This window comes from Bradyrhizobium sp. CSA207 (assembly GCF_029051685.1).
Lineage (GTDB): Bacteria > Pseudomonadota > Alphaproteobacteria > Rhizobiales > Xanthobacteraceae > Bradyrhizobium.
This window is the reverse complement of the sequence record NZ_JAACFT010000034.1, coordinates 37,855-61,453: the sequence shown is the minus strand read 5'-3', so window position 1 is coordinate 61,453 and position 23,599 is coordinate 37,855. Positions and strand designations below refer to the sequence as shown.

The 23,599-nt window shown below is 58.5% G+C and carries 23 protein-coding genes and 1 pseudogene; 21 read left to right on the top strand and 3 right to left on the bottom strand.

The window, feature by feature from the left end:
* Positions 1–47: 47 nt before the first annotated feature.
* From GWG65_RS31375 to GWG65_RS31365, 3 genes and pseudogenes are all read left to right on the top strand, one after another.
* Positions 48–803, top strand: coding sequence for a TetR/AcrR family transcriptional regulator (locus GWG65_RS31375; RefSeq protein ID WP_342760684.1), 756 nt, complete (start codon positions 48–50; stop codon positions 801–803).
* Positions 804–1,030: 227 nt separating this feature from the next.
* Positions 1,031–1,204, top strand: coding sequence for a hypothetical protein (locus GWG65_RS31370; protein WP_275199382.1), 174 nt, complete (start codon positions 1,031–1,033; stop codon positions 1,202–1,204).
* Positions 1,205–1,639: 435 nt separating this feature from the next.
* A pseudogene (locus GWG65_RS31365) lies at positions 1,640–2,416 on the top strand (SDR family oxidoreductase).
* Positions 2,417–2,449: 33 nt separating this feature from the next.
* On the opposite strand, the gene GWG65_RS31360 reads toward GWG65_RS31365, so the two are convergent.
* A complete protein-coding gene (locus tag GWG65_RS31360; protein WP_275199349.1) occupies positions 2,450–2,860 on the bottom strand; it encodes a tautomerase family protein in 411 nt (136 codons plus the stop codon).
* Between the two features lie 646 nt (positions 2,861–3,506).
* Between GWG65_RS31360 and GWG65_RS31355 the strand changes: the two genes are divergently transcribed.
* On the top strand, positions 3,507–4,154 hold the full coding sequence (locus GWG65_RS31355) for a TetR/AcrR family transcriptional regulator (protein WP_275199348.1): 648 nt from the start codon (positions 3,507–3,509) through the stop codon (positions 4,152–4,154).
* 191 nt (positions 4,155–4,345) lie between these two features.
* Here GWG65_RS31355 and GWG65_RS31350 read toward each other — a convergent pair whose 3' ends face one another.
* A complete protein-coding gene (locus tag GWG65_RS31350) occupies positions 4,346–5,023 on the bottom strand; it encodes a hypothetical protein (RefSeq protein WP_275199347.1) in 678 nt (225 codons plus the stop codon).
* A 270-nt stretch (positions 5,024–5,293) separates the two neighbouring features.
* The gene (locus GWG65_RS40510) at positions 5,294–5,431 is read right to left on the bottom strand and encodes a hypothetical protein (protein ID WP_342760683.1); all 138 of its coding nucleotides are present in this window, start codon (positions 5,429–5,431) and stop codon (positions 5,294–5,296) included.
* A gap of 207 nt (positions 5,432–5,638) precedes the next feature.
* Here GWG65_RS40510 and GWG65_RS31340 point away from each other — a divergent pair, with 207 nt between their 5' ends.
* From GWG65_RS31340 to cofH, 17 genes are all read left to right on the top strand, one after another.
* The gene (locus tag GWG65_RS31340) at positions 5,639–6,313 is read left to right on the top strand and encodes a short-chain dehydrogenase (protein ID WP_275199346.1); all 675 of its coding nucleotides are present in this window, start codon (positions 5,639–5,641) and stop codon (positions 6,311–6,313) included.
* Between the two features lie 318 nt (positions 6,314–6,631).
* Positions 6,632–7,774, top strand: coding sequence for an ABC transporter substrate-binding protein (locus GWG65_RS31335; RefSeq protein WP_275199345.1), 1,143 nt, complete (start codon positions 6,632–6,634; stop codon positions 7,772–7,774).
* Positions 7,775–7,848: 74 nt separating this feature from the next.
* Positions 7,849–8,724 (top strand): branched-chain amino acid ABC transporter permease, encoded by an 876-nt coding sequence (locus GWG65_RS31330; protein WP_275199343.1) that lies wholly within the window; start codon positions 7,849–7,851, stop codon positions 8,722–8,724.
* Positions 8,724–9,671 (top strand): branched-chain amino acid ABC transporter permease, encoded by a 948-nt coding sequence (locus GWG65_RS31325; protein WP_275199342.1) that lies wholly within the window; start codon positions 8,724–8,726, stop codon positions 9,669–9,671. The genes GWG65_RS31330 and GWG65_RS31325 overlap by 1 nt, the downstream gene beginning before the upstream one ends.
* A complete protein-coding gene (locus tag GWG65_RS31320; protein ID WP_275199341.1) occupies positions 9,668–10,459 on the top strand; it encodes an ABC transporter ATP-binding protein in 792 nt (263 codons plus the stop codon). Before GWG65_RS31325 ends, GWG65_RS31320 begins: the two co-directional genes overlap by 4 nt.
* Complete coding sequence (locus GWG65_RS31315; RefSeq protein WP_275199340.1) at positions 10,446–11,147, top strand: ABC transporter ATP-binding protein; 702 nt, start codon at positions 10,446–10,448, stop codon at positions 11,145–11,147. Before GWG65_RS31320 ends, GWG65_RS31315 begins: the two co-directional genes overlap by 14 nt.
* A gap of 2 nt (positions 11,148–11,149) precedes the next feature.
* Positions 11,150–11,914 carry a coenzyme F420-0:L-glutamate ligase gene (gene cofE, locus GWG65_RS31310; protein ID WP_275199339.1) on the top strand — a complete coding sequence of 255 codons (765 nt, stop codon included), beginning with the start codon at positions 11,150–11,152 and terminating at the stop codon, positions 11,912–11,914.
* Positions 11,911–12,849 (top strand): 2-phospho-L-lactate transferase, encoded by a 939-nt coding sequence (cofD, locus tag GWG65_RS31305; protein WP_275199338.1) that lies wholly within the window; start codon positions 11,911–11,913, stop codon positions 12,847–12,849. Before cofE ends, cofD begins: the two co-directional genes overlap by 4 nt.
* Positions 12,846–13,865, top strand: a complete 1,020-nt coding sequence (locus tag GWG65_RS31300; protein WP_275199337.1) for a 3-hydroxyacyl-CoA dehydrogenase family protein — start codon at positions 12,846–12,848, stop codon at positions 13,863–13,865. Before cofD ends, GWG65_RS31300 begins: the two co-directional genes overlap by 4 nt.
* 96 nt (positions 13,866–13,961) lie before the next feature.
* Positions 13,962–15,020 (top strand): AraC family transcriptional regulator, encoded by a 1,059-nt coding sequence (locus GWG65_RS31295; RefSeq protein ID WP_275199335.1) that lies wholly within the window; start codon positions 13,962–13,964, stop codon positions 15,018–15,020.
* A 214-nt stretch (positions 15,021–15,234) separates the two neighbouring features.
* Complete coding sequence (paaK, locus tag GWG65_RS31290; RefSeq protein WP_275199334.1) at positions 15,235–16,536, top strand: phenylacetate--CoA ligase PaaK; 1,302 nt, start codon at positions 15,235–15,237, stop codon at positions 16,534–16,536.
* A 26-nt stretch (positions 16,537–16,562) separates the two neighbouring features.
* Positions 16,563–17,660 (top strand): TIGR03617 family F420-dependent LLM class oxidoreductase, encoded by a 1,098-nt coding sequence (locus GWG65_RS31285; protein WP_275199333.1) that lies wholly within the window; start codon positions 16,563–16,565, stop codon positions 17,658–17,660.
* A 5-nt stretch (positions 17,661–17,665) separates the two neighbouring features.
* Positions 17,666–18,874 carry an acetyl-CoA C-acetyltransferase gene (locus GWG65_RS31280; RefSeq protein ID WP_275199332.1) on the top strand — a complete coding sequence of 403 codons (1,209 nt, stop codon included), beginning with the start codon at positions 17,666–17,668 and terminating at the stop codon, positions 18,872–18,874.
* Positions 18,858–19,790: an enoyl-CoA hydratase-related protein gene (locus GWG65_RS31275; RefSeq protein ID WP_275199331.1), complete on the top strand. Its 933-nt coding sequence runs from the start codon at positions 18,858–18,860 to the stop codon at positions 19,788–19,790. Before GWG65_RS31280 ends, GWG65_RS31275 begins: the two co-directional genes overlap by 17 nt.
* Positions 19,791–19,820: 30 nt before the next feature.
* Complete coding sequence (npdG, locus tag GWG65_RS31270) at positions 19,821–20,489, top strand: NADPH-dependent F420 reductase (protein WP_275199330.1); 669 nt, start codon at positions 19,821–19,823, stop codon at positions 20,487–20,489.
* Between the two features lies 1 nt (position 20,490).
* Positions 20,491–21,177, top strand: coding sequence for a 2-phospho-L-lactate guanylyltransferase (gene cofC / locus GWG65_RS31265; RefSeq protein ID WP_275199329.1), 687 nt, complete (start codon positions 20,491–20,493; stop codon positions 21,175–21,177).
* Entirely contained in the window at positions 21,168–23,588 is a 2,421-nt protein-coding gene (gene cofH / locus GWG65_RS31260; protein WP_275199328.1) for a 5-amino-6-(D-ribitylamino)uracil--L-tyrosine 4-hydroxyphenyl transferase CofH, read from the top strand. Before cofC ends, cofH begins: the two co-directional genes overlap by 10 nt.
* The last annotated feature ends 11 nt before the right edge of the window (positions 23,589–23,599 follow it).

The following is a 23,599-nucleotide window of genomic DNA, read 5'->3' as shown; positions in this document are numbered from 1 at the left end:
GTGGTGAGTGAGGGGCCTGGTCGGATCGGTCGCGGGCGGGACCGGGAATGTTGCCGAGGCAAAGAGCCGACTTGACATCGCGGACCTCCAATGATACCGTAATGTACGTTACGTTTTGGGGAAAGCAAGGGGCCATGCCGACAGCAGCAGTGCCGAGGACGAGACCGCGCGGCGAGATACGACGCTCTCAAATTCTGGACGCCGCCTTGGAAGTCTTTCTGGAGAACGGCTACGGCGGCGCCACCATTGACCTTGTCGTCGAGCGCGCGGGGGCGTCCAAGGCAACCGTATATTCATTTTTCGGCGGCAAGAACGGCCTGTTCGCCGCGATCGTGGAGGAACGCGCCGAGCGCATTCTTTCCGCGTTCGGCGATCCCGAGGTCGTTCACACCGACGTCCGCCATGCGCTCGCGCATATCGCGCAGCGCTATATGGAGGTCGCGATGGCTCCGGATGCTGTCGGTCTCTGGCGGCTGATCATCGCCGAGGGCACCCGGTTCCCCGAACTTGCGACGACATTTTACCAGCTCGGACCCGACCGCACCTATGCACATCTTGCCGGCATGTTGTCGGTCTGGCGCGAGCGCGGCCTTATCCGCCTCGATGATCCCGAGCGCGCGGCCGTGCAGTTTTTCGACTCCGTTGGCGGTGACCTGCATCGGCGCGCGATGGCCGGCATTACTCCAAAGGACCTCCGCGACGCAATCCAGCGCAGCATCGATCATGCGGTCCAAATGTTTTGGTACGGCATCAGAGTTGATGCCCCCAGGCGTGCGCCGCTTGCAACCGTCCCTCGATTCTGAGAGGCCGTTCGGTCTCGCCGAGGAAGCGTGTGGCATTTTCCCGGGGGCGCAGTGCAAGGCACCGTATAGCCGTGGCTCGCACTAGGCTTGTCGGCAGCTTCCACCGACGAGGACCGAATTAGTTGCATTCATTAGATGCCCGCTGCCAGTCGCTCCCGGCTGTCCTGCACGAGGTCGAAGAGCCCTTCGAGATTTTTCGCGCCGCTCCAGAACCTCGGTGCCGCAGGGTGCGTCGCGATCCAATCTCGTCGCCGATGAAGGCCAAGGGCGTCGCTGAACTCGCAACTCCGCAGATCCCGGCCGCCATCGCCAACGCGATCCGTAACGCGACCGGCATACGGGTGCGCGATTATACGATCACGCTGGACAAGCTCCTTGAGCGGCTGCCGGAGGTCGGGTGATCCGTGATCCTACATGCATCGTCGGCTGGCATCGCGAAGTTTGACGCTAGGAACCGCAGAGCGGGGCGCTTTGATCGCGTGTGCACGGGTGTTAACTGCCAGGTGCGGACAGGAGTTGGCGGCAGTCCTTGGGTTTTCACCGGGCTTTATGCATTGGCATGGAGCCTCGCGTACGCCAGCCGTGTCTTGCATCGCAATCGAGGAGACGGTGTGGACGGCAACAACATCGACCAGCTGGAAAGGTTTAGCGACGAGCAGCACCGCAAGTGAAGACGTTGCGACGAGTGGTCGTGAAGCGGTTTGGTGGAGTAGAGGATCCGATCCTCGAGCCGGCCGCTCAGGCAGCCCGGCGGGGCCGGGGACAGGTGTTGATCGATGTTGAAGCCGCTGGCATGAACTCCTTCGACGTGATGAGCGGAGCCTATCCGACGAACGATGGCTGTGAAACTGCCGAGCGGCCCACATGGCGGACGCCAGGCAAACGAAACCGCGGCAGCTCTGGCTTTCGCGCGTCGGGGCGCGAATGTGGTGCTCGCCGACCTTTCGAAAGAAGGCAATCAGGAACCAGCCCGCCTCGTTGAAAAGGCCGGGCGGAAAGCGCTTGCCGTAAGGTGTGACGTGTCGCGAAGCGAGGACGTCAAGGCCGCGCTGGACAAGACGATGGAGACGTTCGGCCCGCCTTGACTTCGCCTTCAACAACGCCGGTGTCGAACAGCCGGCGACGCTAGTGGCCGATGTTACCGAGGAAGAGACGTCGATCTCGCGGCGTATTCCTGTCCATGAAACACGAGATTCCGTTGATGATGAAGCAAGGGCGGCGGCGCGATCGTCAACACCTCCTCGGGCGCCGGCGCCAAAGGCATCGCAGGTCAAGGCGCGTACTGCGCCGCGAAATTCGGGATAATCGGCCTCACGAAGGCAGCCGCTCTCGAGTACGCGAAATCGAACATCCGTGTGAACGCGGTGTGCCCGGGCACTCCCAAGATCCAGCGATACACGGGCGGCACGTCTGAGGGTCGGCAGAAAGTCGTCGAGGAGGAGCCTGTGGCCCGCCCTGCAAGCCGGGAAGAGATCGCCGCAGCCGTCATATGGCTGTGCTCGGATGCGACTATGGAGAGTAGAAAAACTGCTCGCCAACAGCCTAGCCTCAAAGCTTCTCGGCCATATTGGATTAGGTTGGCGAGAGATTCCCAATGGTCCGCGACGGCATAAGGTACTGGCGGCTGTTAGTCGCGGGGACTACCGCTATCTCACCCAGGGCATGGCAAGATCGACATCGGAAATCAGCTTCCCGCGGCCGAAACTCATGTTTTCAAGCGGGACTGCATACATCAACAGACTGACGTCGTCTGCGCTGACACCAACCTTCTCAACGGCATATCGCGTGATGAGTTCAGCAAGCTTGCGCTTCTGCTCGATGGTTCGGCTAACACCAAAGGTTACCGTCACAATCATGCGTTTGTCAGACCTTTGAAGGCCTGGAAATGTAGGATGAATGAAGAGCTCATCCTCCTTGTGTTCGCTGATGATGATGAACCGATCGTCCATCGGAGTGTTGAGTGATTCGTGCAGCGCAAGATTGAGTGCATCAGCAAGCGCGCGCTTCTCTTCGCTGGAAAACTTCTGTGCGGGAATATGCGCGTGGAAAGTGGGCATTCGCGATCTCCTTTGATTGTCGATTTACTTTTTCAGGTGCTTTGTGAACCAGTTGACCGCGGCCGGAAGATGCCGCGTCGAACTCCTTTACCTATGAGTCGAAACGCCAGTCGGCGATCTGGCGCCAGGATCGTTGTCATGAGTTCATCGACCGTGCTCGCCCTGAAGTTGTGACGGTCGTGAAGCTGCACCGCGAATCTGGCGGCCGCGAACGCCTTCGCGAAGGAGGCTATGCCGTGCCAGCGCGTGCCGCCGGACCATGTGCGATGGTGATCGCCGGGATCGGTTCATCTCGGTCGGTCGGCAAGTATAGCCACCCGGAAAGGAGGACACCGCCTTCACCAGCGAACTGCACATCGCGCTGTTCCGTCATGGAATCCATCATCGAACCACCCGCGGAACGTTCCGAATGGTGTAGCGTGAGGTGTGGCGGCGCCGTTCGTGCAACTGACAAACTCGGACGTCGTCCTTTGTGGCGCTGTTATAGGTGCTCCGATATGATCTGGCCCCGAAGGTCGGGCAGACCCAAATCCACGTGATGACTTTTAGTAAACATTGCGATCACTATGATTACGGTTATGATTGGAGTCAAGCGTCATTCGTCTGGAATGCCTTTTCGCGGCCTCGTCGGCGGCAGGAGCTGCAAATGAAGGTAAGTAAAGCCAAGCTCGCGGAGAATCGTGCAGCAATGATCCACGCCGCCGGGCACCTGTTTCAGGAGCGTGGCGTTGACGGCGTCGGCATAGCTGAAATTTGCAAGGAAGCCGGCCTGACCCATGGCGCGCTTTACGCACAGTTCGGGTCAAAGAACGGTCTTCTGGCAGAAGCGCTCGCAGCGAGCTTGCAAGCGAGCCGCACCCGCATGCTCGAACGCGGCAAGAAGCATACCGACCCGTTGATGGCTTATGTCGACTACTATCTTTCTGAACGTCATCGCGACGATATTGCCGGCGGCTGTTCTTTCCCAGCACTGGGTGCTGATGTCGCCCGGCAGGACGCTTTGGCTGGTGACCGCTTCGCCGACGGCTTTCTTGCCAACGTTGAGGCGATCGCGTGTTGGCTGCCTCATGTGCCATCGGAGGAACGGATCAGTCGCGCGTCAGCGATTCTCAGCCTAATGAGCGGGGCGGTCACAGCCTCGAGAGCGGTGTCGAAAGTGCGTCCCGAGCTTGCCACGCAGATCCTCTCTTCTGCGCGTGATGCAGTTGAAAGCCTAACTGGTAAAGCAGCCTTTGCTGATCGCAGGCTTGGCTCGGAGCGGCAGATGAAGAAATCTGCCTCGGCAACGCGGTGAGTTGCTTCAATCGCCCGCGAGGAATGCCCTTTTTCGGCACGGTTGCCAACATCGGTCGGGTAACAGGCGCTTGATGTCGCGAGCTGCTGCAGTCGAACCAAAAATATCAGGTTCATCGCGATGAAGGCGTGTTCGCTCGACACGAACGTCATAAGGGGCCGAGGCGTTGGATCATTCGATTGCCAGTGAGATCAAAGTTCGCCATCAAGGCCTCCATCTTGAAGCCTTGAAGGGCTCACCTCCTCAAGCCCGCTTCGTGTGCAACGTTTAGTCGCCGATGGACGACTGAATGAGATCGACAATGCGCCGCGAGCGCTTACGCGCATTGTATAGTTGCAGCAACCGCAAACGGGATGCACGATCGTCAGGTCCCTCTCCGTGTCGATACAGAATGGCTGTCCCCAAATCCGGATCCGCAGGGTGCGCGGCGAACTCAGCGTTCCCATGTTGGTAACGAATATTCCCTCGGCTCGCACATAGATCGATAGAGCGATGTACGCCGGGAACGGATCCGTTTGATAGCGCTCTGCCGCGCCCATAAAACGTCCGTGAAGTTTATTGCCCGACTGGATAATTGTAGCGACCTTTATGACTGCAGGGGAAGGGACTCTCACACCATCGAGCTTGCCGTCCAGTCGCAGCATCTCCGCGAACCTGAACTGATCGTAAGCTGTCGAGAACGCTCCTCCCGCCAAAAAATCGACCTCTGCGCAGATTTCAGCGATCTGCTCGATGTCGCGCGGCGGAAGCGCATCCGGGGAGTCGTCGCGCATCGTGATCGGTACCAGCCGCCTCGCAAGATCGTCACTCCTCTTGAGCGACAACGACGTATCCACCGTCCCGGTGGGCGCGAAAAGCTCTTCCTGCATGATCTGGTGGACCGGGCCGCTTCTTGTCGTTCAGTCGGCGCATCACCTCGCCGAGGACAGCGTGGGCTGCTCATGCATGATAGTCGCGATACCTTCGGGGGCGGGTTCCAAGGGCAGCTTACATATCCTCTCAACGTAGGCCTCTCGCCAGTCCTCGAGCGGATGCTGCATCGGCAATCCAGCCTGATGGCTAAGCGCTTCGCGGATCGTGACCCGCTCTTTTCCTTTCTGGCCAAACTCTGGAATGATCTCTGCAATAAGCGTCGTCAGTCACGGTTGGCCGCGATCGATAAACCTGAACAAGGTAGCTGCCGTGAGCTGCTTGGTCAGCGACATGATGGGCAGGACGTCGTCGACGTTTGCCATCCGTCCCTTGCGCGTGTCGGAATACCTGATCGCTTCGTGCATGACGATCCGCCAGGCGCGGGCAACTCCTTGTTTTAGCGGTATTCGGGGTGGTGCTCGCGTCGCACTATTCCAGCCACGTTGGCGAAAGCCATCCCGCTGATCGCAGAACATCTGTAGCGCTAAAGGCTGTGGCAATCGGCTATTCGGCGCCTGGCGGGTGATCGCCGATTTCTACTGCCCGCGCTCGCGGCGCCTGGAGGAAGCAGCATGACCGATACGACCAAACCTCTCGCGCTCCTCACTGAGGTTGGTCCCGGCACCGGCCTCTCGCTGGTGCGGCGCTTCGCCGAGTGCGGCTACCGCGTGGCAACGCTGGCGCACGATGCCGACCGTCTCGCCGGGCTGGAGGCGGAGATCGCCGACACGGTGTCGGCGCCCTGCGACGTCAATGCCGACGCGCTGGGGCGGGCGATCGCCGAGGTCGGGATGCCCAAGGTTGTGGTCCACAACGTCGTCGGCGGCGCGTTTGGCACCTTCATGAACGTCGAGGCCGAGACGCTCCGGCAGAACTTCGAGGTCGACACGATCGGCGCTGTTCCATCTGGCGCGGCTTACGACGCCGGCGATGATCGAGGCGGGAAGGCGCGCTCATCGTCACCGGCAACGGCGCGTCGCAGCGCGCCAAGGCGCTGCGCCGTCTTGGTCGGCGCGAAGCCGGCGAACACCGTGCCGTGGCAGCGCGAGCTCCAGCCGACTAAGCCGGACGACTTCTTCATCTCGCCCAAGTCGATCGCGGCCGAGGTGCTCCACCTCGCGCACCAGCCACACAACGCCTGGTCGTCGCCGAGGTACGCCCGTTTCACGAGCCATGGTGACTATTATGGCCGACGTCGTCGAGTGGGAGATTGTGCATCGCCGCGGCGTTCTCGAGGGCGGGTCTAGCATTCACCGGCGAACCCGGCTGATGTGCATTGCAGCATGGTGTGGCGAGGCCCTGCTCGCTGCCGACCTCCGCAATAAGGCAGCGGTTGGCGTGCGTGGAGTTCAATTGGTTGCGGGCAAGCGAGCACACGCCTTGGGATACGGCCAGGCGCCGCACTCGGCTGTGGCCAATGATCAAAATTGTCTCCACCAATGTCAATTTCGGTCCGTTTTTGCCGTTTGGCCCCATGTTAACAGGCGAACGTAGCAGTACCGGGCTCATTCGCGAGTGTGAGTTCCGACACTCAAACAATAAGCAGCTGCGCCGTGGGAGGAATCATGAAACGCACGTTGACGATCTGCGCGGCAACTGGTCTGGCGCTAATTCTGAGCGGACAGGTTGCGCTGGCGGAAGTGAAGATTGGCGCAGTTGTCTCTACGACCGGGCCGGCGTCTTTCTTGGGAGAGCCGCAGAAGCAGACCCTTGAGCTCTATGTCAAGGAGCTCAATGATAAGGGCGGCATCAATGGCGAGCCGGTGAAGCTTGTCTTGTACGATGACGGAAGTGATGCAAATGCGTCGCGCACATTCGCAACTCGGCTAGTTGAAGAGGATCGTGTAGACGCGGTTGTTGGTGGGAGCGGCACCGGCAATTCCCTGGCCATGATCCCGGTCTTTGAAGACGCGCAGATACCGTATGTCTCCTTTTCGGGGGGCGTCGAGATCATCGATCCGGTGCGCAAGTGGGTATTCAAGCCTCCGCACACCGATTTGATGGCCTGTCAAAAGATCTACGAGGACATGAAGAAGAGGGGAATTTCGAAGATCGCGATCATCGCTGGACAAGGTGGCTTCGCAAAGTCGATGGAAAAGCAATGCAAGCGCGTCGCGTCCAACTATGGGATCTCTATCCTGATGTCGGAGAGCTATGGTCCTCGTGATAGCGACGTCACGCCGCAATTAAATCGCATCAAGGCCTCGACCGGTGTGCAGGCGGTTCTCAACCCCGACATAGGTCAAGGACCGGCGATCGTGACCCGCAATTTCCATCAGCTTGGCATGGGGGCCCAGCTCTATTTGAGCCATGCCGCCGCAACATCCGGCTATCTGAAGGCTGTCGGGAGCGATGCAAACGGGGCATTGCTACCGGCCCCTTCGCTCTTGGTCGCCGAAGCTCTGCCGGAGTCTGATCCACTGAAGAAGGTGCTGACCGGCTACAAAACGCTGTTTGAGAAATCGACTGGCAAGGAGGCGGATGCGTTCGGGGGGTATGCGCGGGATTCCTTCTTGCTGCTGGCGGACGCAATGAAGCGCGCCGGTACTAAGGAGAAAACGGCAGTGAGAGACGCGTTGGAGGCCACCAAAGGCTTCTTGGGCACCGTCGGTACGATCAATATGTCTCCAACTGATCACCTTGGGATCGATCTAAGCTCATTCAAGATGCTCAAAGTCGTGGACGCAAAGTGGGGCATCGCTGACTGAATGCTGTCAGGCGAAGGCAGATAGTCGGGACTTCGCAACATCTGAACCGAAGTATCTCAAGCTTGGAGCACGCGTTGACTACATTTTTTCAGCTCGTTGTTTCGGGCATCACGGTTGGTTCAATATATGCCTTGGTCGCGATCGGCTTCACTCTTGTCTATCGGGCCTCAGGCATCTTCAACTTCGCACAAGGCGAGTACGTGATGTTGGGGGGGATGATTACGGGCATCTTGATGACGACGTGCGGTGTGGGTTTTGTGCCCGCGTCGCTAGTTGCAATCTTAGTAACGGTGGCTATCGGAGCGATTAGCTATTTGCTTGCAATCAGACCGGCGCGTTCGGCTGCGCAGGTGCATCTTCTCATCATTACGATTGGCATTTCGGTGCTCTTGCGAGGGCTCACTTCGGCTCTGCTTGGCAAGGATTTCGTGCGGATTCCGACCTTTGTTTCGCCCGAGACGTTCAATATCGGCGGTGTAGTTATCCAATCCCAAGCCCTGCTGGTGATTGCGGGGGCAATGGCCATGGCGAGCCTGCTGTGGCTCTTTCTGACCAGAAGCTTCGTGGGCAAGGGCATAACAGCGGTGTCGGCCAATTTGATGGCGGCCAAACTGGTGGGCATCAACCCCGCCGCGATTGTTGCGCTCTGTTTTGGCATTTCGGCTTGCATCGGCGCCGTTGGTGGTTTGGTGGCCACGCCAATCACGATGACGAGTTACGACGCCGGCACAATGCTTGCGATTAAAGGATTTTCAGCCGCTATGCTCGGTGGGATATCGAGTGCAGCCGGACCACTGGTTGGCGGTCTCCTTATCGGATTGTTCGAAGCGTTCGGCGCCGGATACGTTTCGTCGACCTACAAAGACGCCTTTGCTCTATTGATTCTTCTGGGGGTACTAGCGTTTCGTCCGCAAGGGTTATTCGGTAACAGAAGTACCCAGAGGGTGTGATGCTGACCAAAGCGCTACAAAATCCCTTTGTTTCGACACTCGCGGTGGCTCTCATCGTCGTTGCACTACCGCTCGTCGTCGGGTCAAACTTTCACATTCGCTTGGCTACGATGGTGTACATCTTTTCAATCGTGGTGCTCGGGCTCAACCTCCTTATGGGCTATGCGGGGCAAGTAAGTCTCGGGCACGCGGGCTTCTTCATATTGGGAGCATACTCGGTCGCACTCGGCCCGTCTCAGCTCGGGCTTAATCCATGGCTATCGATGGCCGGAGGCGTGGCTCTCACCTCCGCCCTTGCGTTCGTCATCGGGCGGCCGCTCTTGCGCCTGAGCGGCTATCATCTTGCCATGGCGACGCTCGCTTTTGGCGCGATCGTGTACGTGTTTATAACCAACGAGGTGGATTTGACTGGTGGACCAGATGGTATGCAGGTGCAGCGAGCCAATCTGTCTGTGCTGGGACTTTCTCATCTTATGAGCTGGTATTGGCTCGCGGGCGGATTTCTCGTCCTCTCAATGCTGATACTGTCAAATCTCTTGTCCAGTCCAGCGGGGCGAGCACTACGCGCACTGCATGATAGCGAGGTGGCCGCGGGTGTTCTTGGAATAGATGTGGCTCGCGCCAAGCTCATGGCGTTTGTGATTTCGGCCGCTCTCGCGGCTCTGGCTGGCGCCAACCTGGCCTTGCTCGACGGTCATATTACGCCCGCGGCAGGAGGAATCTTACGGTCCGTAGAGCTGCTTACTATGGCGGTGGTTGGCGGCCTAGGTTCTCTCGTCGGAAGCGTCGCAGGAGCGGCCTTCTTGGTTCTCCTGCCTCAATTCCTGACTGAATTTCATGACTATGAGCACGCGATTCTTGGATTTCTGCTCGTGGTGATCATGGTGATGTTGCCACTCGGCATTGTGCCCTCACTGAATGCGGTTATGCGGCGGTGGCTGCCATGACGCGAATTCAGGTAGACGCAGTTTCCATCCATTTCGGCGGCGTTAAAGCACTACAAGACGTCTCGCTCGAAGTCCGCAAGGGCGAAGTCCTGGCGCTCATCGGTCCCAATGGGGCAGGCAAGACCACTCTGTTCAACGTAATTTCCGCAATCTATCAGCCAACGTCCGGCCGTGTCCGGCTAGAGGGACAAGATGTAGCCGGATTAGCGCCGTTTCAGCTTGCGCACAAAGGGCTCACCCGTACGTTTCAGAATCTCCAGATATTCTTCCGTATGACCGCACTGGAAAACGTGATGGTTGGGCGAAATATCCGGGAGCGAGGCAACCTGTTTGGTTACTTGTTCGGGCTGCCGTCTGTGCGGCGGCAGAATGCTGACAGCCGGCTTTGCGCGCTCGAGTTGCTAAAATTTGTCGGTCTCGATCGTTATGCAGATCGACCCGCGGGTGAACTTTCCTATGGCATTCTCAAGCGGTTAGAAATCGCCCGAGCACTGGCCTTGGAGCCTACTGTCCTCTTACTGGATGAGCCGGTCGCTGGTTGCAATGCGACGGAAACCGCCGAGATCGACCAGGTCATTCGCAAGGTCGTCTCGACCGGCGTATCGATCCTGTTGGTGGAGCACGATATTCATCTGGTCATGAATCTCGCCGACAAGGTTCATGTCCTCGACCGGGGGGTGACGCTGGCTACAGGAACTCCGCAGGAGGTACGAAGAAATCCAGCTGTAATCGAAGCGTATCTTGGTGAATCCCAAGACGAACAAGAGCCCGCGAATGCTGAAAGTTGACCAACTGGCGAGCGGCTATGGCCGCATCAAGGCTCTCCATCAGGTTAGTCTTGAAGTTAAGCGCGGCGAGATTGTCGCGCTTGTTGGTGCGAACGGCGCCGGAAAAACGACCTTGCTGAAGGCCATCGCCGGTGTTCAGCCCGTTGCCCAAGGGCGAATCTTTCTCGACGCCGCACCAATCGAGAAATTGCTACCCCACCAGCGGGTCAAACTCGGACTCGTGCTTGTTCCTGAAGGCCGGCAGATATTCGCGCCCTTGACGGTCGAAGATAATTTGCGCGTTGGCGCCTGGACCAGGGCGGATGACCGTTCGGACGGCGACCTTGAAAGGGTATTCTCATATTTTCCAGTACTTAAGGAATTTAGGGCCCGGCTTGCGGGCTCCTTGTCAGGAGGCCAGCAACAAATGTTGGCCGTCGGCCGAGCGCTGATGTCGCGTCCGAAAATGCTCTTGCTGGATGAGCCATCCATGGGGTTGGCGCCTCTGGTGTTCAAGCAGATCATCTCCGTGCTGGAGTCGATCCGGCAAAGTGGGGTGACGATCTTCGTCGTTGAGCAGAACGTCAATGCGGTCCTAAAAATAGTGGATCGCGCATACGTGCTTGAGATGGGAAAGATAACTCTTCAAGGGACTGGCAATGAGCTGCTCGCAGATACTCGCGTTCAAGCAGCCTATCTCGGCGTTTAGTCATGGCAACAGTATCGCTTCACGCGCTGCACGGAGTTCCGGATATTAGGCCAGGCGACGATTTGGCTGCAGTGGTTCTGCAGGCGGCAAATTCTTCCAGAATTCCTCTGGACGATGGTGATATTGTTGTTCTAGCTCAGAAAATCGTCTCGAAATCTGAGGACCGCTACGTCGATCTTGAATCGGTCGCCCCCGCCGCGGAAGCAAGGAGGCTCGCCGGGATCTGTGGCAAAGATCCGCGCATTGTGGACCTCATCCTAAAGGAATCGATCGAAGTACTGCGTTGCGTGCCCGGCGTAATCATCGTCCGGCATAAGCTCGGTCTGGTCTTGGCTAACGCCGGGATCGACCAGTCAAACTTGCCGGACAATCTCAGCAACGACCGAGCACTTCTCTTGCCGATCGATCCAGACGGTAGTGCCTTCGAACTTCAGCAGACGCTAGAGGCAAGGACCGGCCGGACGCTGGGGGTAGCCATCATCGACAGTCTTGGCCGAGCATGGCGTAATGGAACCACCGGCATTTGTATTGGAGCCTCCGGTTTCGAGGCATTGCGCGATATGCGTGGTAGCCGCGACCTATACGGCCGAGGACTGCAGGCGACCGTCATCGGAGTTGGCGATGAGCTTGCTGCCGCGGCGTCTCTCGTCATGGGCCAGGCAGATGAGGGGACACCAATTATACTTGTCAAAGGGATGAGCCTGACCAACTCGTCAGCGCGGGCTCGCGACCTCGTGCGCCCCGTACATCAGGACCTCTTTCGATGAATAAGAGCTATATCGCGCTTTGCGGCGGAGTGGGAGGCTCTAAGCTCGCGGATGGGTTGGCCCGCATCCTGCCTCCAGATCGACTCACGATCGTAGTCAACACCGCCGACGACTTCGACCATCTCGGTCTTCGGATCTGTCCCGATCTTGATACGGTGACGTACATGCTCAGCGACCTCGCTCACCCGCAAAGGGGGTGGGGGCGTGCCGACGAGACATGGGCCTGTATGGAGGTCACGAAGCAGCTTGGCGGGGACAGTTGGTTTCAGTTGGGTGATCGTGATTTGGCACTTCACCTGTACCGTACCCAACGTATCAAGGAAGGTGCATCGCTCTCGGCGATAACCAGCGAGATTTGCCGGCGATTTGGCGTGGAGCATTCGCTCGTGCCTATGTGCGAAGAAGTGGTCAATACGATCATAGATACTGAAATCGGAGAACTGAGCTTCCAAGACTACTTTGTCAGGCATCAATGCGCAATCACAGCACACCGTGTGCGCTACGAAGGACTTGGCCGCGCAAAGCCATCTGCCGCGTTCGAAGCAGCTCTGAGCTCGCCTCAACTCGCGGGGATTATCATCGCGCCGTCCAATCCGATCCTTAGTATCGGACCAATAGTCGGGTTAGCTGGCGTTCGCGAGGCTATTGCAGAGCGCAGGATTCCGGTAGCTGCGGTTTCACCCCTGATCGGGGGTAAAGCGGTGAAGGGACCTGCCGACAAATTATTGGCGGAGCTGGGCTATGAAGCAGGAAATGGTGGTTTGCTTGCCTACTACGGTGGTCTGATCGATGGCGTGATTATTGACAGCCGGGATGAGGTAATTGGCGCAAACCCCGGCAACTTGACCGTTTCCGGAGATATCTTGATGAAAGACGCACAAGACCGGATCCGCGTCGCGCAGCTTTGCATCGATTTGTTGAGTCGACTGACATGAATACCGCTGTTGTTGTCGGTGAAGGGAAAGTAGCTTCGGACATCTTCGAGCTACTTGTTCGAAGCAAAATCCAAGCAACACGCGTGGCAGTCGCTGAGATTTCTAGCGTGAGAGATATTGAGAGCGCGGCTTTAATTGTCGAGGCGAGCGGTTTCCCTTTGGAGCTGAAGAAGCCTCTGCTCTCTTCTATCTTCGTAAGGGCTTCTCGTGCCGCAATTGTTTGCTCTGATGAGTCCGTGATTCCGAGGCGTGAGTTGCTCGAGGGAGTTCCAAGTGAATTTCGCGAACGCTTTGCGATTTGTCACTTCTTTGTGCCGACGAAGAACCTGCCGTTAGTCGAGCTGGTATCCGGCGAGGAGCTCGATCCGGAGACCGAAGGCCACCTCACCGTACTCTTGCAGACCGTCCTCGAACGGATCGTCGTTAAATGTCCAGATACCCCTGGCTTCATCGCAAATCGCGCCGGTTTGTACTTTGCTTTCCGCGCTGCCATGCTTGCGATGGAATATGGCGTGCGGCCAGACCATGCTGACGCGTTACTTGCGGATACCTTCGGGGTACCGCGGATCGGCGCGTTTGGGCTATTCGATTTGGTTGGACTTGAAGAGATGAACGCAATCGCCAAAAACATGAGGGGCCGGCTGTCGGGGAGCGATCCCTGGCAAAGTTGTGAGCTCAGCAAGGAAGCGCTCGCCATAGTGCGCAAAGGAGCAGGAAAACCAAGCGGGTGCTTCTATCGGAGGGGCGGCGCAACCGGACACAGGATGGTCCTCGATCTCGCTCGTGCTGAGTATGTACCCTGCTCGGGTGGCTCAACCGATCCGCAAGTTGCATCCAAGCTGATAGCTCGGCTTGCAAGTGATCTCCAAGAATGTTGCTCTAGGATTGCAAATGCAACAAAGGTTCCGCCCGCCGCTATCGACAGCGTCATATGCGCCGGCTTCGGATGGGCCCGGGGTCCATTTGCCCTCTTGAAGCAATCGCCAATTTGCTATCAAATTGAGCCAATTCAATAAGTTAGTCGCTTAAACGGGGCTATCCGCAGTTTGGAGCGGGCGTACGCCGGTGGCAGCCGCTGCTCGATTACATGGTGAGCGCAGATTTAGGCGATCATGTCCACATCGAGCTCGCATTATTTTCGTGAAGCCATTCGTGGAGCCGAGCGCTGTGGCCTCGACGGGGAGCGGCTTCTTGCGGAGATCGGGGCGACAAGAATCCAGATCGAAGATCCGACCTGGCGCGGCAAATCTGAGCAATTGGCTCGGCTGATGCAATTGGTGTGGCTCGCACTCAGTGACGAGTTCATGGGGTTTACTGAGCACCGCTGCAAGGTCGGAACGTTCGCCATGATAACGCACGGCATCATCGGGGAGGAAACGCTCGAGAGGGCATTGCGCAAAGGCGTTCTGTTCTATGGACTCGTGACCGATGACATCCAAATGGAACTTGAGCCAAGTTCTAGCGGTACTCTGGCTCTCAAGATCGAATTTGCGCGTCCCGATTTGGATCCGAACCAATACATGCACGAGTTCTGGCTGTCGGTTTGGTATCGGCTGATCAGCTGGCTGGGCGGATCTCTGGCTCCCCTTGAGAAGGTTACGTTTTCGTATGTAAGGCCGGTCGTGCGGATCGAAGAATTCAAATACATGTTCCCGGCTGTCTATGAATTCGACGCGCCCGTGACGAGTCTCGTTTTCCGCCGCGAGTTCCTGCAAAATCCGATCGTCCGCTCCAAGCCGGAGCTTAAGAGCTTTCTTTCCGTCGCACCGCTTGGATTCATGACTATTCCGGCAGATGTCTTCAGCTACGGTCGCCGAATCCGCAATCTGATTCTGCCTGAACGCAAGCTTCCACTCGAATTTCCGGAGTTTGAAGAGGTCGCTACTCGCCTGGGGATCGGCGAGCAAACACTAAGGAGAAAGCTTCGGCAGGAGGCGACTTCCTATCGAGCGATCATCGAGAATATCCGCCGCGATATTGCCATTGAAAAACTGGTGAGAGGCAATCACTCCGTCGCGGAGTTGGCTGACATGCTCGGATATTCGGAAACGAGAGCTTTCACCAGAGCATTCGGCCAATGGACGGGAATGAGCCCTGTCCAGTATCGCGATCACTTCCGCTCCCACGTAAGTCAACCCTCACGGCGGTCCCCCAGCCAGCGCACTGGCTGACAGTGCCAATCTCGGTCCAGCACAAAGATCGTTTCTGTCCTGTCTAGGCCGGTGCGGCCGGCGATACCCTCTCCCTAATAGCAGAACATGCTGGGGAGGAGAGATTGTCCACGTCCGCCGTCCATCCGGTAGCACACACGGCTACCCCGCATACTCACGTCCTTGCATTTGCTTGGCGCTGGCAGGCTGGAACCATGTTTGTGGGGAGGATCGCATGACGGTACCTCATGCCTCGCTTCCGCTGGATCCGATCGAAAAGGCGAGTCTCGACGAGCTGCGTGCGCTTCAACTGACGCGCATGAAGAGATCGGTTCGGCATACCTACGATAATGTCGAGGGCTTCCGGCAGCGGTGTGAGAAGAGTGGCGTGCATCCGGATGATCTGCGCTACCTCGAGGATCTCAAACTGTTCCCCTTCTCGACCAAGCAGGATTTCCGTACAGGCTACCCGTTCGGGATGTTCGCGGTCCCGATGGATCAAGTCGTTCGTATTCACGCTTCCAGCGGAACGACGGGCAAACCTGCAGTGGTCGGATACACAGCCAACGACATGGATGTGTGGGCGAGCGTCGTCGCACGATCGCTCCGGGCTGCTGGCGCGCGGCCGGGCGACCGGGTTCATAACGCTTACAACTACGGATTATTCACCGGGGGGCTCGGTTCGCACGATGGCGCGCAGAGGCTCGGTTGCACTGTAATCCCGGTGTCTGGCGGGCAGACCGAACGACAGGCGCAGCTGCTCGTCGATCTTGAACCGACCATTATCATGGTGACGCCCTCGTACTTGCTCAACATCGCCGATGAGGTTGAGCGCCAGGGCATTCGACGCGATCAGTTGAAGTTGCGAATTGCAATGGTCGGTGCCGAGCCCTGGACGGAGGCGATGCGGGAGGAAATCAACCGCCGCCTGAATCTGACTGCGATCAATTACTACGGATTGTCCGAGGTGATTGGCCCGGGCGTTGCGTCTGAATGCATCGAAACGATGGACGGTCCGACCCTCTGGGAAGATCACTTCTATCCCGAGATCATCGATCCGCAGACAGGAGAGGTCCTTCCGGAGGGGTCTCACGGGGAACTCGTTATCACGAGTCTCACGAAAGAGGCATTGCCGGTTGTTCGTTATCGAACGCGTGATCTCACGCGGCTGCTGCCCGGAACAGCAAGGGCTATGCGACGTCTGGACCGGCTGACCGGGCGATCGGACGACATGCTGATCATTCGGGGCGTCAACATGTTTCCTTCGCAGGTTGAGGAGCAGATCCTCTCCATGCCTGAGTTGGCCGGTCACTATCAAATCGAAGTTTCACGCCAGGGCAATCTCGATGAACTCACCATCCAAGTCGAGGTGCGTTCAGGCGTCGAGATCTCCAGCCATCGCGAGCTGAGCGCCGAATTGGTCAAAAAGCTGAAGGCCTTTATTGGCGTGAGCGCTCGCGTAGAGGTCCAGCCAAGCGGAGCCATTCCACGCTCACTCGGCAAAGCGGTTCGCATCGTCGACCGCCGCAAGATCTGATTCCAGCTACAGCACAGAGGCAAACTATGAAGATCGAGACGCTGCTCCCACTCGGAAAAGTCGACCCCGGTTTGCGCGCGCCGGATACCCCCCTCGACATTAAAAAGGTCGGAGAGCAGGCCAAGCTCGTCGAGTCGCTTGGCTATGACGCGCTTATGACCGAGGAAACTAAGGACGATCCGTTTGTGATCATGGCCTTGGCTGCGCAAGCAACTAGTACCCTCAAGATCGGGACAGCGGTTACTATCGCATTTCCGCGTAGCCCAACCGTCATGGCACTGAGCGCGTGGACAATCCAGAAGCTCTCTGGCGGACGATTCATCCTGGGGCTGGGTCCGCAGGTGAGGGCGCATATTCAACGCCGCTACGGCGTTGAGCCGCATCCGGCCGGACCGTGGATGCGTGATTATGTCAAAGCGGTACGCGCGGTCTGGGATTGCTGGCAGAATCGGACCAAGCTGAATTACCAAGGTGAATTCTACAAGCTCGATCTGATGGTGCCCCTGTTTGATCCCGGCCCGATCGAACATCCTGAGATCCCGATCCACGTAGCGGCAGTCAATCCTGTGATGTGTCAGATCGCTGGAGAGGTCGCGGATGGTGTTCGGCCTCACCCGGTCTGCACTCCTTCCTACATCGAAGAAGTCATGCTTCCCGCAGTGCGCGCTGGTGCGAAGAAGGCGGGCCGCAGCCTCGACAACTTCAGCGTATCAATGAAGCCGCTTGTGGCGTCAGCGCCGAATGAGGAAGAGCTGCAACCGAAGATCCGGGACGCACGGGCTCGCATCGCATTTTACGCGTCGACGCCAGCATACGTCGCGGGCTTCGAGCATCTCGGCCTTCAAGACCTCGCCAACGAGGCAAAATACCTGTCGCGCGCGCAAGACTGGGAAGCGTTGCCGAAGCTGATCAGCGACGAAGTTCTTGAGAAATTCGCGGTTATCGGAACTTACGATAACATCGGCAAGAAGCTGGTGGAGCGCTTTGGCAGGGTTGTCACCAACTCGGAGTTCTCGATTCCGGTGCGGAACGAGGCAGAGCGCGAAGCGCTCGCGGGGCTAGTCACAGATGTGCATGCCTCAGGAGAGGCTGCTGCACGTGCTACCATTGCCGGCAAGGCCTGACCGGGATGAGCAACGAGGTGTTCCTGTTCGACGCGGTCCGCACGCCGCGAGGCCGTGGCCGGCCGGGCGGGGGACTCTACGAAACGAAACCGATCGACCTGGTGACGACGCTTCTCCGGGAACTCGAACACCGGAACGGGCTGGACACCGAACGGGTCGACGACATCATTCTTGGTGTCGTCAACCCCATCGGCGAGCAAGGAAGCGTTCTGCCGAAAATAGCCGCGCTGTCGTGCGGCTGGAGCGAGCGGGTCTGCGGCGTCCAGCTCAACAGGTTTTGCGCGTCCGGGCTTGAAGCGATCAATACGGCTGCTGCCAAGGTGGCATTTGGCCAGAGCGAGCTGATCGTAGCTGGCGGCGTGGAATCGATGTCCCGTGTGCCAATGGGGTCGGACGGCGGTCCTTGGGCAGAAGATGTGGCTACCAGCATCGCGACGAAGTTCGTGCCGCAAGGCATTTCCGCGGACTTGATCGCAACCCTGGACGGCGTCGACAGGGCTGCCGTCGACGGCTTTGCACTGAATTCGCATCGGAAGGCGTCTGCGGCCACCCGGGCTGGTCATTTCGCGAGATCCATGGTTCCCGTCAGCGACACCAGTGGGCTTCCCATTCTAGATCGGGACGAGCTGATCAGGCATGAAGCTACCGGAAGCGCGCTCGCTCAACTCAAACCCGCTTTTGATGGGATGGGAGCAATAGGCTTCGACGCGGTGGTGCAAGCGCGCTATCCAGAGGTCAATGTGATTTCGCACGTGCATACGGCGGGGAATTCGTCGGGCATTGCGGACGGAGCTGCGCTCGTTCTGTTGGGGACTGCGGAGGCCGGACGCGCGGCCGGACTCACGCCACGAGCGAAGATCAGTCGGGGCACCGTGACTTCCGGAGATCCGACGATGATGTTGGCGGAACCGGCGCCGGTCACACGCAAGCTGCTGAAACAAGCTCGGCTTCGCGCGGAAGACGTCGATCTCTTCGAGGTAAATGAGGCGTTCGCGTCTGTCGTCCTTCGCTGCATCAGCGAGCTGCGCGTCGACCCGGACCTTGTTAACGTGAATGGCGGGGCCATAGCGATGGGGCATCCGCTTGGCGCCACGGGCGCTGTATTGATTGGCACGCTCGTCGACGAGCTGGAAAGACGGGACCTCAAGCGTGGCCTAGCTACACTGTGCGCCGCAGGCGGCATGGGAATCGCCACGCTTGTCGAAAGGGCCTGACGACATGACGGCCAGTTGTTATTCGCTCGTAGTCGATGAGACCGGTATTGCCACAGTGGGATTCGATCTCCCTGGCAAAGTCAACATTATGGACGATACGTTCATGCAGGTTATGCCGCGTCTGATCGACCGGCTGGAAGGGATGCGGGAACACCTGCGTGGTGTAATCCTGACATCGCGCAAATCAACATTCTTCGCTGGTGGCGATCTTGCTCTGATGAGACGCGCCGAGAGGGGACAGGAGCAGTTTCTGTTCACTCACTTCCAACGGTTGAAGAGCTTTTTACGCCGGCTGGAGAAGCTCGACCGTCCGCTCGTGGCAGCGATCAATGGAACCGCGCTGGGTGGAGGCTACGAACTGTGTCTGGCGTGTCACCGGCGTATCGCATTGGCAAACCCCAAAACTCGCATTGGGTTGCCGGAAGTGAATTTTGGGATACTTCCCGCTGCAGGAGGTGTGATCCGGCTGACGGCGATCCTAGGTCTGCTGCCTGCTCTTGATTTCCTGGTTACGGGACGCGCAGTTGACGTCGCGGCTGCATACGTGTCCGGTCTGATCGATGAAGCCGTTGAAACTGAAGCTATGCTGATGGAACGCGCAAAGGCCTGGATTCTGGAAAATGCCGGCACCAGGCAAGTGTGGGATCGGCCGCGCGAGCTTGGAGCGCATCGCCTGTCCGCCGAGAACCGCGGGGCAATCTTCCAAGTTGCGCCTTGGCTTCGCAAAAGCTTCCGGCAGCCCAGTCAGGCCGCGGTTCGCATCGCGGACATCGCAGCCCAAAGCATCTTTCTTGACTTCGACATTGCGTCTCGGATTGAGACACGTGGTTTTGTGGAGCTTGTGCTGACCCAAGAAGCGAACAAGCGGATCTCGGCGTTCTTTGAGACCAATACCCGGCCACAACGGCTTGATTGACAGGCGGACTTTAAACGGGAGATCTAAGCTATGTCGCATAAGCCCTCGATCGCGATCATTGGCGGCACCGGAGCACTCGGGACTGGTCTGGCCCGCCGGTGGGCGCTGGCGGGATATCCGATCACTATCGGCTCGCGAAGTGCAGAGAGTGCGACCGTGTCGGCCCAAGGGCTTTCCGCTCTGCTCAGCGAGAAGGGTGTGTCGGGGCGGGTTGCCGGTGCAGAGAATGTCGAAGCTGCGCGAGCAGCCGACATCGTCGTCCTAACGGTGCCGTTCAGTCAGCACGCCGGCATGCTTGGCCACATTCGAGAATCCGTACAGGGGCGGCTCGTGCTCGATACGACCGCTCCACTTGTTCCTCCGCGTGTCGGCACCGTGCAGCTCCCGCAAGCGGGTTCGGCGGCGGTGTCCACGCAAGAAGCGTTAGGTGACAACGTAAGCGTCGTCTCCGCTTTTCAAACAGTAGCAGCAGACAAGCTGCAGGCCTTGCATCCGATGGAAGGCGACGTGATCGTTTGCGGCAACAAACGGGAAGACTGTGCGCGCGTTATCGAACTCGTCGAGGCGACGGGCATGCGGGGCGTCTACGGAGGACCTCTTGCGAATTCCGCGGCATCGGAAGCCTTGACATCGGTCCTGATTACCATCAATCGGCAGTTCAAGTGCCAGGCGGGCATAAAGCTGGTCGGGCTTACATGACATGGACATCATCGTCCCGGTAAAGAGGTTCTCGGAGGCGAAGACGCGTCTCGCGGGCGCGCTTCTTCCAGCCGAACGAGTAAAACTCGCCAGGCTGCTCGTTGCCACGGTCATCGAGCAGTTGGCTCGCGTGCGCGGAGTGCGGCGCGTAACCCTCGCTTCCTCGGAGCCGTCGCTGGTGCGAATGGCGGCGCCTTTCGGCTTCGAGGTGCTGCCGGATGATCCGCTGTCGCCGGGTCTGAACGCTGCGGTCGACCGCGCAGTCAAGCGTTCCGTCGCCGACGGAGCGAACGATGTCGGCATCGTATTCGCGGATCTGCCTCTCTTCGATGCAGAGGAATTCGAAGGTATCCTGAAGCAGCATCTTGATGGTGCGCCAGTTCAAACGACCATCGTCATGGATCGGCTTGGAGCCGGTACGAACGTGCGGCTATCCCGACCGGGAGACCTGTTGCCGCCGCTCTATGGCAGGAATAGCGCCGTTGAGTATCAACGCGCGGCAGCTCTCAAGACCGCCGAGATTCGCTTGGTTGAATCCGCATGCCTTTCGCATGATTTGGATCACTTCGCGGACATTCAGGCCGTGCTGAAAGTCGCTGGACACCACGTGCTGCCTCCTACCCTTCGTTCGATGCTCACGAAGTGGGTCGAACGGGACGCTCAAGAAAGGCAAAACAGATGCGCTTGAAGAAGATCGCAATGTCAGTGGTCGGGGGGGAGACGCTTTCGCCCGAGCTACTAGCTTCTTTGTCCGAAGAGAAGCTCTCGGATCTTTTGGAGGCGGCGTCGTTCATCAGGGATGCGGGCTTCGGCGATGTTACGACCTACTCTCGCAAAGTGTTTATTCCATTGACGGAATTGTGCCGGGATGTCTGCCACTATTGTACATTCGCAAAGGCTCCGAAGCGGCTCGACACCCCCTACATGTCCATCGATGGCGTCCTCGCGCTTGCGGAACGCGGCAGGGCAGCTGGCTGCAATGAAGCGCTGTTCACTCTGGGGGAAAAGCCCGAGCTTCGCTATCGGGTGGCTCGGGAGTGGCTCGAAAGGGAAGGCTTCGCCTCAACGGTAGAGTACCTCGCCCATGCTGCGGGTGTGGTGCTAAGGAAGACCGGTCTTCTCCCGCACATCAATGCCGGTACGTTGACTGCTGGCGAGCTTCGATCGTTGCGCTCCGTCTCGGCCTCAATGGGGATCATGCTGGAATCTGCATCGGACCGTCTGACGGCGCATGGCATGGTGCACCACGGATCGCCTGACAAGATTCCAGCGGCCCGGCTCGGTACGATCCGGGCCGCTGGCGAGCTGAAGATTCCCACCACCAGCGGAATCCTCGTGGGAATTGGCGAAACCATGCGGGAGAGGGTGGAGGCTCTTGTTGCGCTCAGAGAGTTGCATCGCGAGTATGGTCATTTGCAGGAGGTGATCGTTCAGAACTTCCGGGCAAAGCCGGGTACCAGGATGGCAAACCATTGTGAGGTGTCCGCCGACGAGTTCCGCCGCACTATTGCGATCGCACGTTTAACACTTGGTGCCTCAATCAGCATCCAAGCTCCGCCAAACCTGAGCCCCGGCATGCTTCGACTTTTGATCGAAGCCGGCATCAACGACTGGGGTGGTGTGTCGCCGGTTACTCCGGACCTTGTAAATCCTGAAGCGCCTTGGCCGCACATCGAAGAACTGGAACGGAAGACAGCGGACGCGGGCAAACGCCTCGTTCAGAGGTTGACGGTGTATCCGTCGTATGTCGCTGATCGATCTCGCTGGATCGACAAAGCGGTTGCTCCACGTGTTCTGGAGAGAGCGGACGCGGAGTGGCTCGCAAGGGAATGTGAGTGGAGGGCCGGCGGAGTCCGACCTCCACCTGACACCCCGAAAGCCGGGGCGCGGAGGAGCAGCAACGTCAGCGAAAGCGTCCGCGCGATTGTCGCTCGCGGTCTGGATGGCGAACGTCTTGAGACTTCCGCAATCGTACGTTTGTTCGCTTGCCGCGGCGACGAGTATGCCTTTGTGTGTGAATCTGCAGACCAGTTGCGCCGGCACGTGAACGGCGGTGTCGTATCTTATGTCGTAACCAGAAATATCAACTATACAAACGTCTGCACTTATGGCTGCAAGTTCTGCGCTTTCTCCAAGGGAAAGACGCATGAAGATCTTCGCGGCAAACCATATGATCTGACGCTCGCCGAGATCTCCCGGAGAGCCCGTGAGGCATGGGCACGGGGCGCGACCGAGGTTTGCCTCCAAGGAGGCATCAATCCTGATTATACTGGCCGGACCTACCTGGATATCTGTCGCGCCGTTCGTGACGCTACCCCGGAGATGCACATTCACGCATTCTCTCCTCTTGAGGTGACACAAGGGGCGGCCACCCTCGATATACCGCTGCGGGACTATCTCGGTCAGCTAAGGGATGCCGGCTTGGGGAGCCTTCCGGGCACTGCCGCCGAAATATTGGACGATGAAGTCCGTGCCGCCCTCTGTCCGGATAAGCTGACAACTAGCCAATGGCTGAATGTGCTCGAAACGGCGCATTCGGTAGGTCTGAGAACGACGTCGACCATCATGTATGGCCACATTGAGGGTACCGAGCACTGGGCCAGGCATCTTCTCCATCTGCGTGACCTTCAGGCCAGAACGGGAGGCATCACCGAGTTCGTTCCTCTGCCATTCGTATCGCAGGAAGCTCCGATCTACCTCAAGGGAGGCGCTCGCCCAGGACCGACCTTCCGTGAAGCGATCTTGATGCACGCAGTCGCGCGAATTGCACTGCATCCTTTCATCACCAACATTCAAGCCTCTTGGGTGAAACTCGGGCCCACGGGAGTCCGCCTCGCCTTGAGTGCAGGCGTCAATGATCTTGGCGGCACGCTCATGAACGAGTCCATCACACGGGCGGCGGGTGCGGTTCACGGGCAAGAAGCGCCGCCCGAAACGATCGAAGAATGGATCGCAAGTGCCGGCCGGCAGGTGAGGCAGCGAACAACGACGTATGGCGAAGCGCCGGCGGCGCAACGGACGGCCTCTTACGGCGCGCCGCCACTTGGTGAGCTCCAGAACACGTCCTTCAAAAGAGTCGGGCAAGCGGCGACGGCATGAGGGCGGTAGGC

Excerpts from the sequence above, each read along its gene's own strand:
- GWG65_RS31375 (WP_342760684.1), top strand. The coding sequence starts at position 48 with ATGTTGCCGAGGCAAAGAGCCGACTTGACATCGCGGACCTCCAATGAT.
- GWG65_RS31360 (WP_275199349.1), bottom strand. The coding sequence starts at position 2,860 with ATGCCCACTTTCCACGCGCATATTCCCGCACAGAAGTTTTCCAGCGAA.
- GWG65_RS31355 (WP_275199348.1), top strand. The coding sequence starts at position 3,507 with ATGAAGGTAAGTAAAGCCAAGCTCGCGGAGAATCGTGCAGCAATGATC.
- GWG65_RS31350 (WP_275199347.1), bottom strand. The coding sequence starts at position 5,023 with ATGCAGGAAGAGCTTTTCGCGCCCACCGGGACGGTGGATACGTCGTTG.
- GWG65_RS40510 (WP_342760683.1), bottom strand. The coding sequence starts at position 5,431 with ATGCACGAAGCGATCAGGTATTCCGACACGCGCAAGGGACGGATGGCA.
- GWG65_RS31340 (WP_275199346.1), top strand. The coding sequence starts at position 5,639 with ATGACCGATACGACCAAACCTCTCGCGCTCCTCACTGAGGTTGGTCCC.
- GWG65_RS31335 (WP_275199345.1), top strand. The coding sequence starts at position 6,632 with ATGAAACGCACGTTGACGATCTGCGCGGCAACTGGTCTGGCGCTAATT.
- GWG65_RS31325 (WP_275199342.1), top strand. The coding sequence starts at position 8,724 with ATGCTGACCAAAGCGCTACAAAATCCCTTTGTTTCGACACTCGCGGTG.
- GWG65_RS31320 (WP_275199341.1), top strand. The coding sequence starts at position 9,668 with ATGACGCGAATTCAGGTAGACGCAGTTTCCATCCATTTCGGCGGCGTT.
- GWG65_RS31315 (WP_275199340.1), top strand. The coding sequence starts at position 10,446 with ATGCTGAAAGTTGACCAACTGGCGAGCGGCTATGGCCGCATCAAGGCT.
- cofE (WP_275199339.1), top strand. The coding sequence starts at position 11,150 with ATGGCAACAGTATCGCTTCACGCGCTGCACGGAGTTCCGGATATTAGG.
- cofD (WP_275199338.1), top strand. The coding sequence starts at position 11,911 with ATGAATAAGAGCTATATCGCGCTTTGCGGCGGAGTGGGAGGCTCTAAG.
- GWG65_RS31300 (WP_275199337.1), top strand. The coding sequence starts at position 12,846 with ATGAATACCGCTGTTGTTGTCGGTGAAGGGAAAGTAGCTTCGGACATC.
- GWG65_RS31295 (WP_275199335.1), top strand. The coding sequence starts at position 13,962 with ATGTCCACATCGAGCTCGCATTATTTTCGTGAAGCCATTCGTGGAGCC.
- paaK (WP_275199334.1), top strand. The coding sequence starts at position 15,235 with ATGACGGTACCTCATGCCTCGCTTCCGCTGGATCCGATCGAAAAGGCG.
- GWG65_RS31285 (WP_275199333.1), top strand. The coding sequence starts at position 16,563 with ATGAAGATCGAGACGCTGCTCCCACTCGGAAAAGTCGACCCCGGTTTG.
- GWG65_RS31280 (WP_275199332.1), top strand. The coding sequence starts at position 17,666 with ATGAGCAACGAGGTGTTCCTGTTCGACGCGGTCCGCACGCCGCGAGGC.
- npdG (WP_275199330.1), top strand. The coding sequence starts at position 19,821 with ATGTCGCATAAGCCCTCGATCGCGATCATTGGCGGCACCGGAGCACTC.
- cofC (WP_275199329.1), top strand. The coding sequence starts at position 20,491 with ATGGACATCATCGTCCCGGTAAAGAGGTTCTCGGAGGCGAAGACGCGT.
- cofH (WP_275199328.1), top strand. The coding sequence starts at position 21,168 with ATGCGCTTGAAGAAGATCGCAATGTCAGTGGTCGGGGGGGAGACGCTT.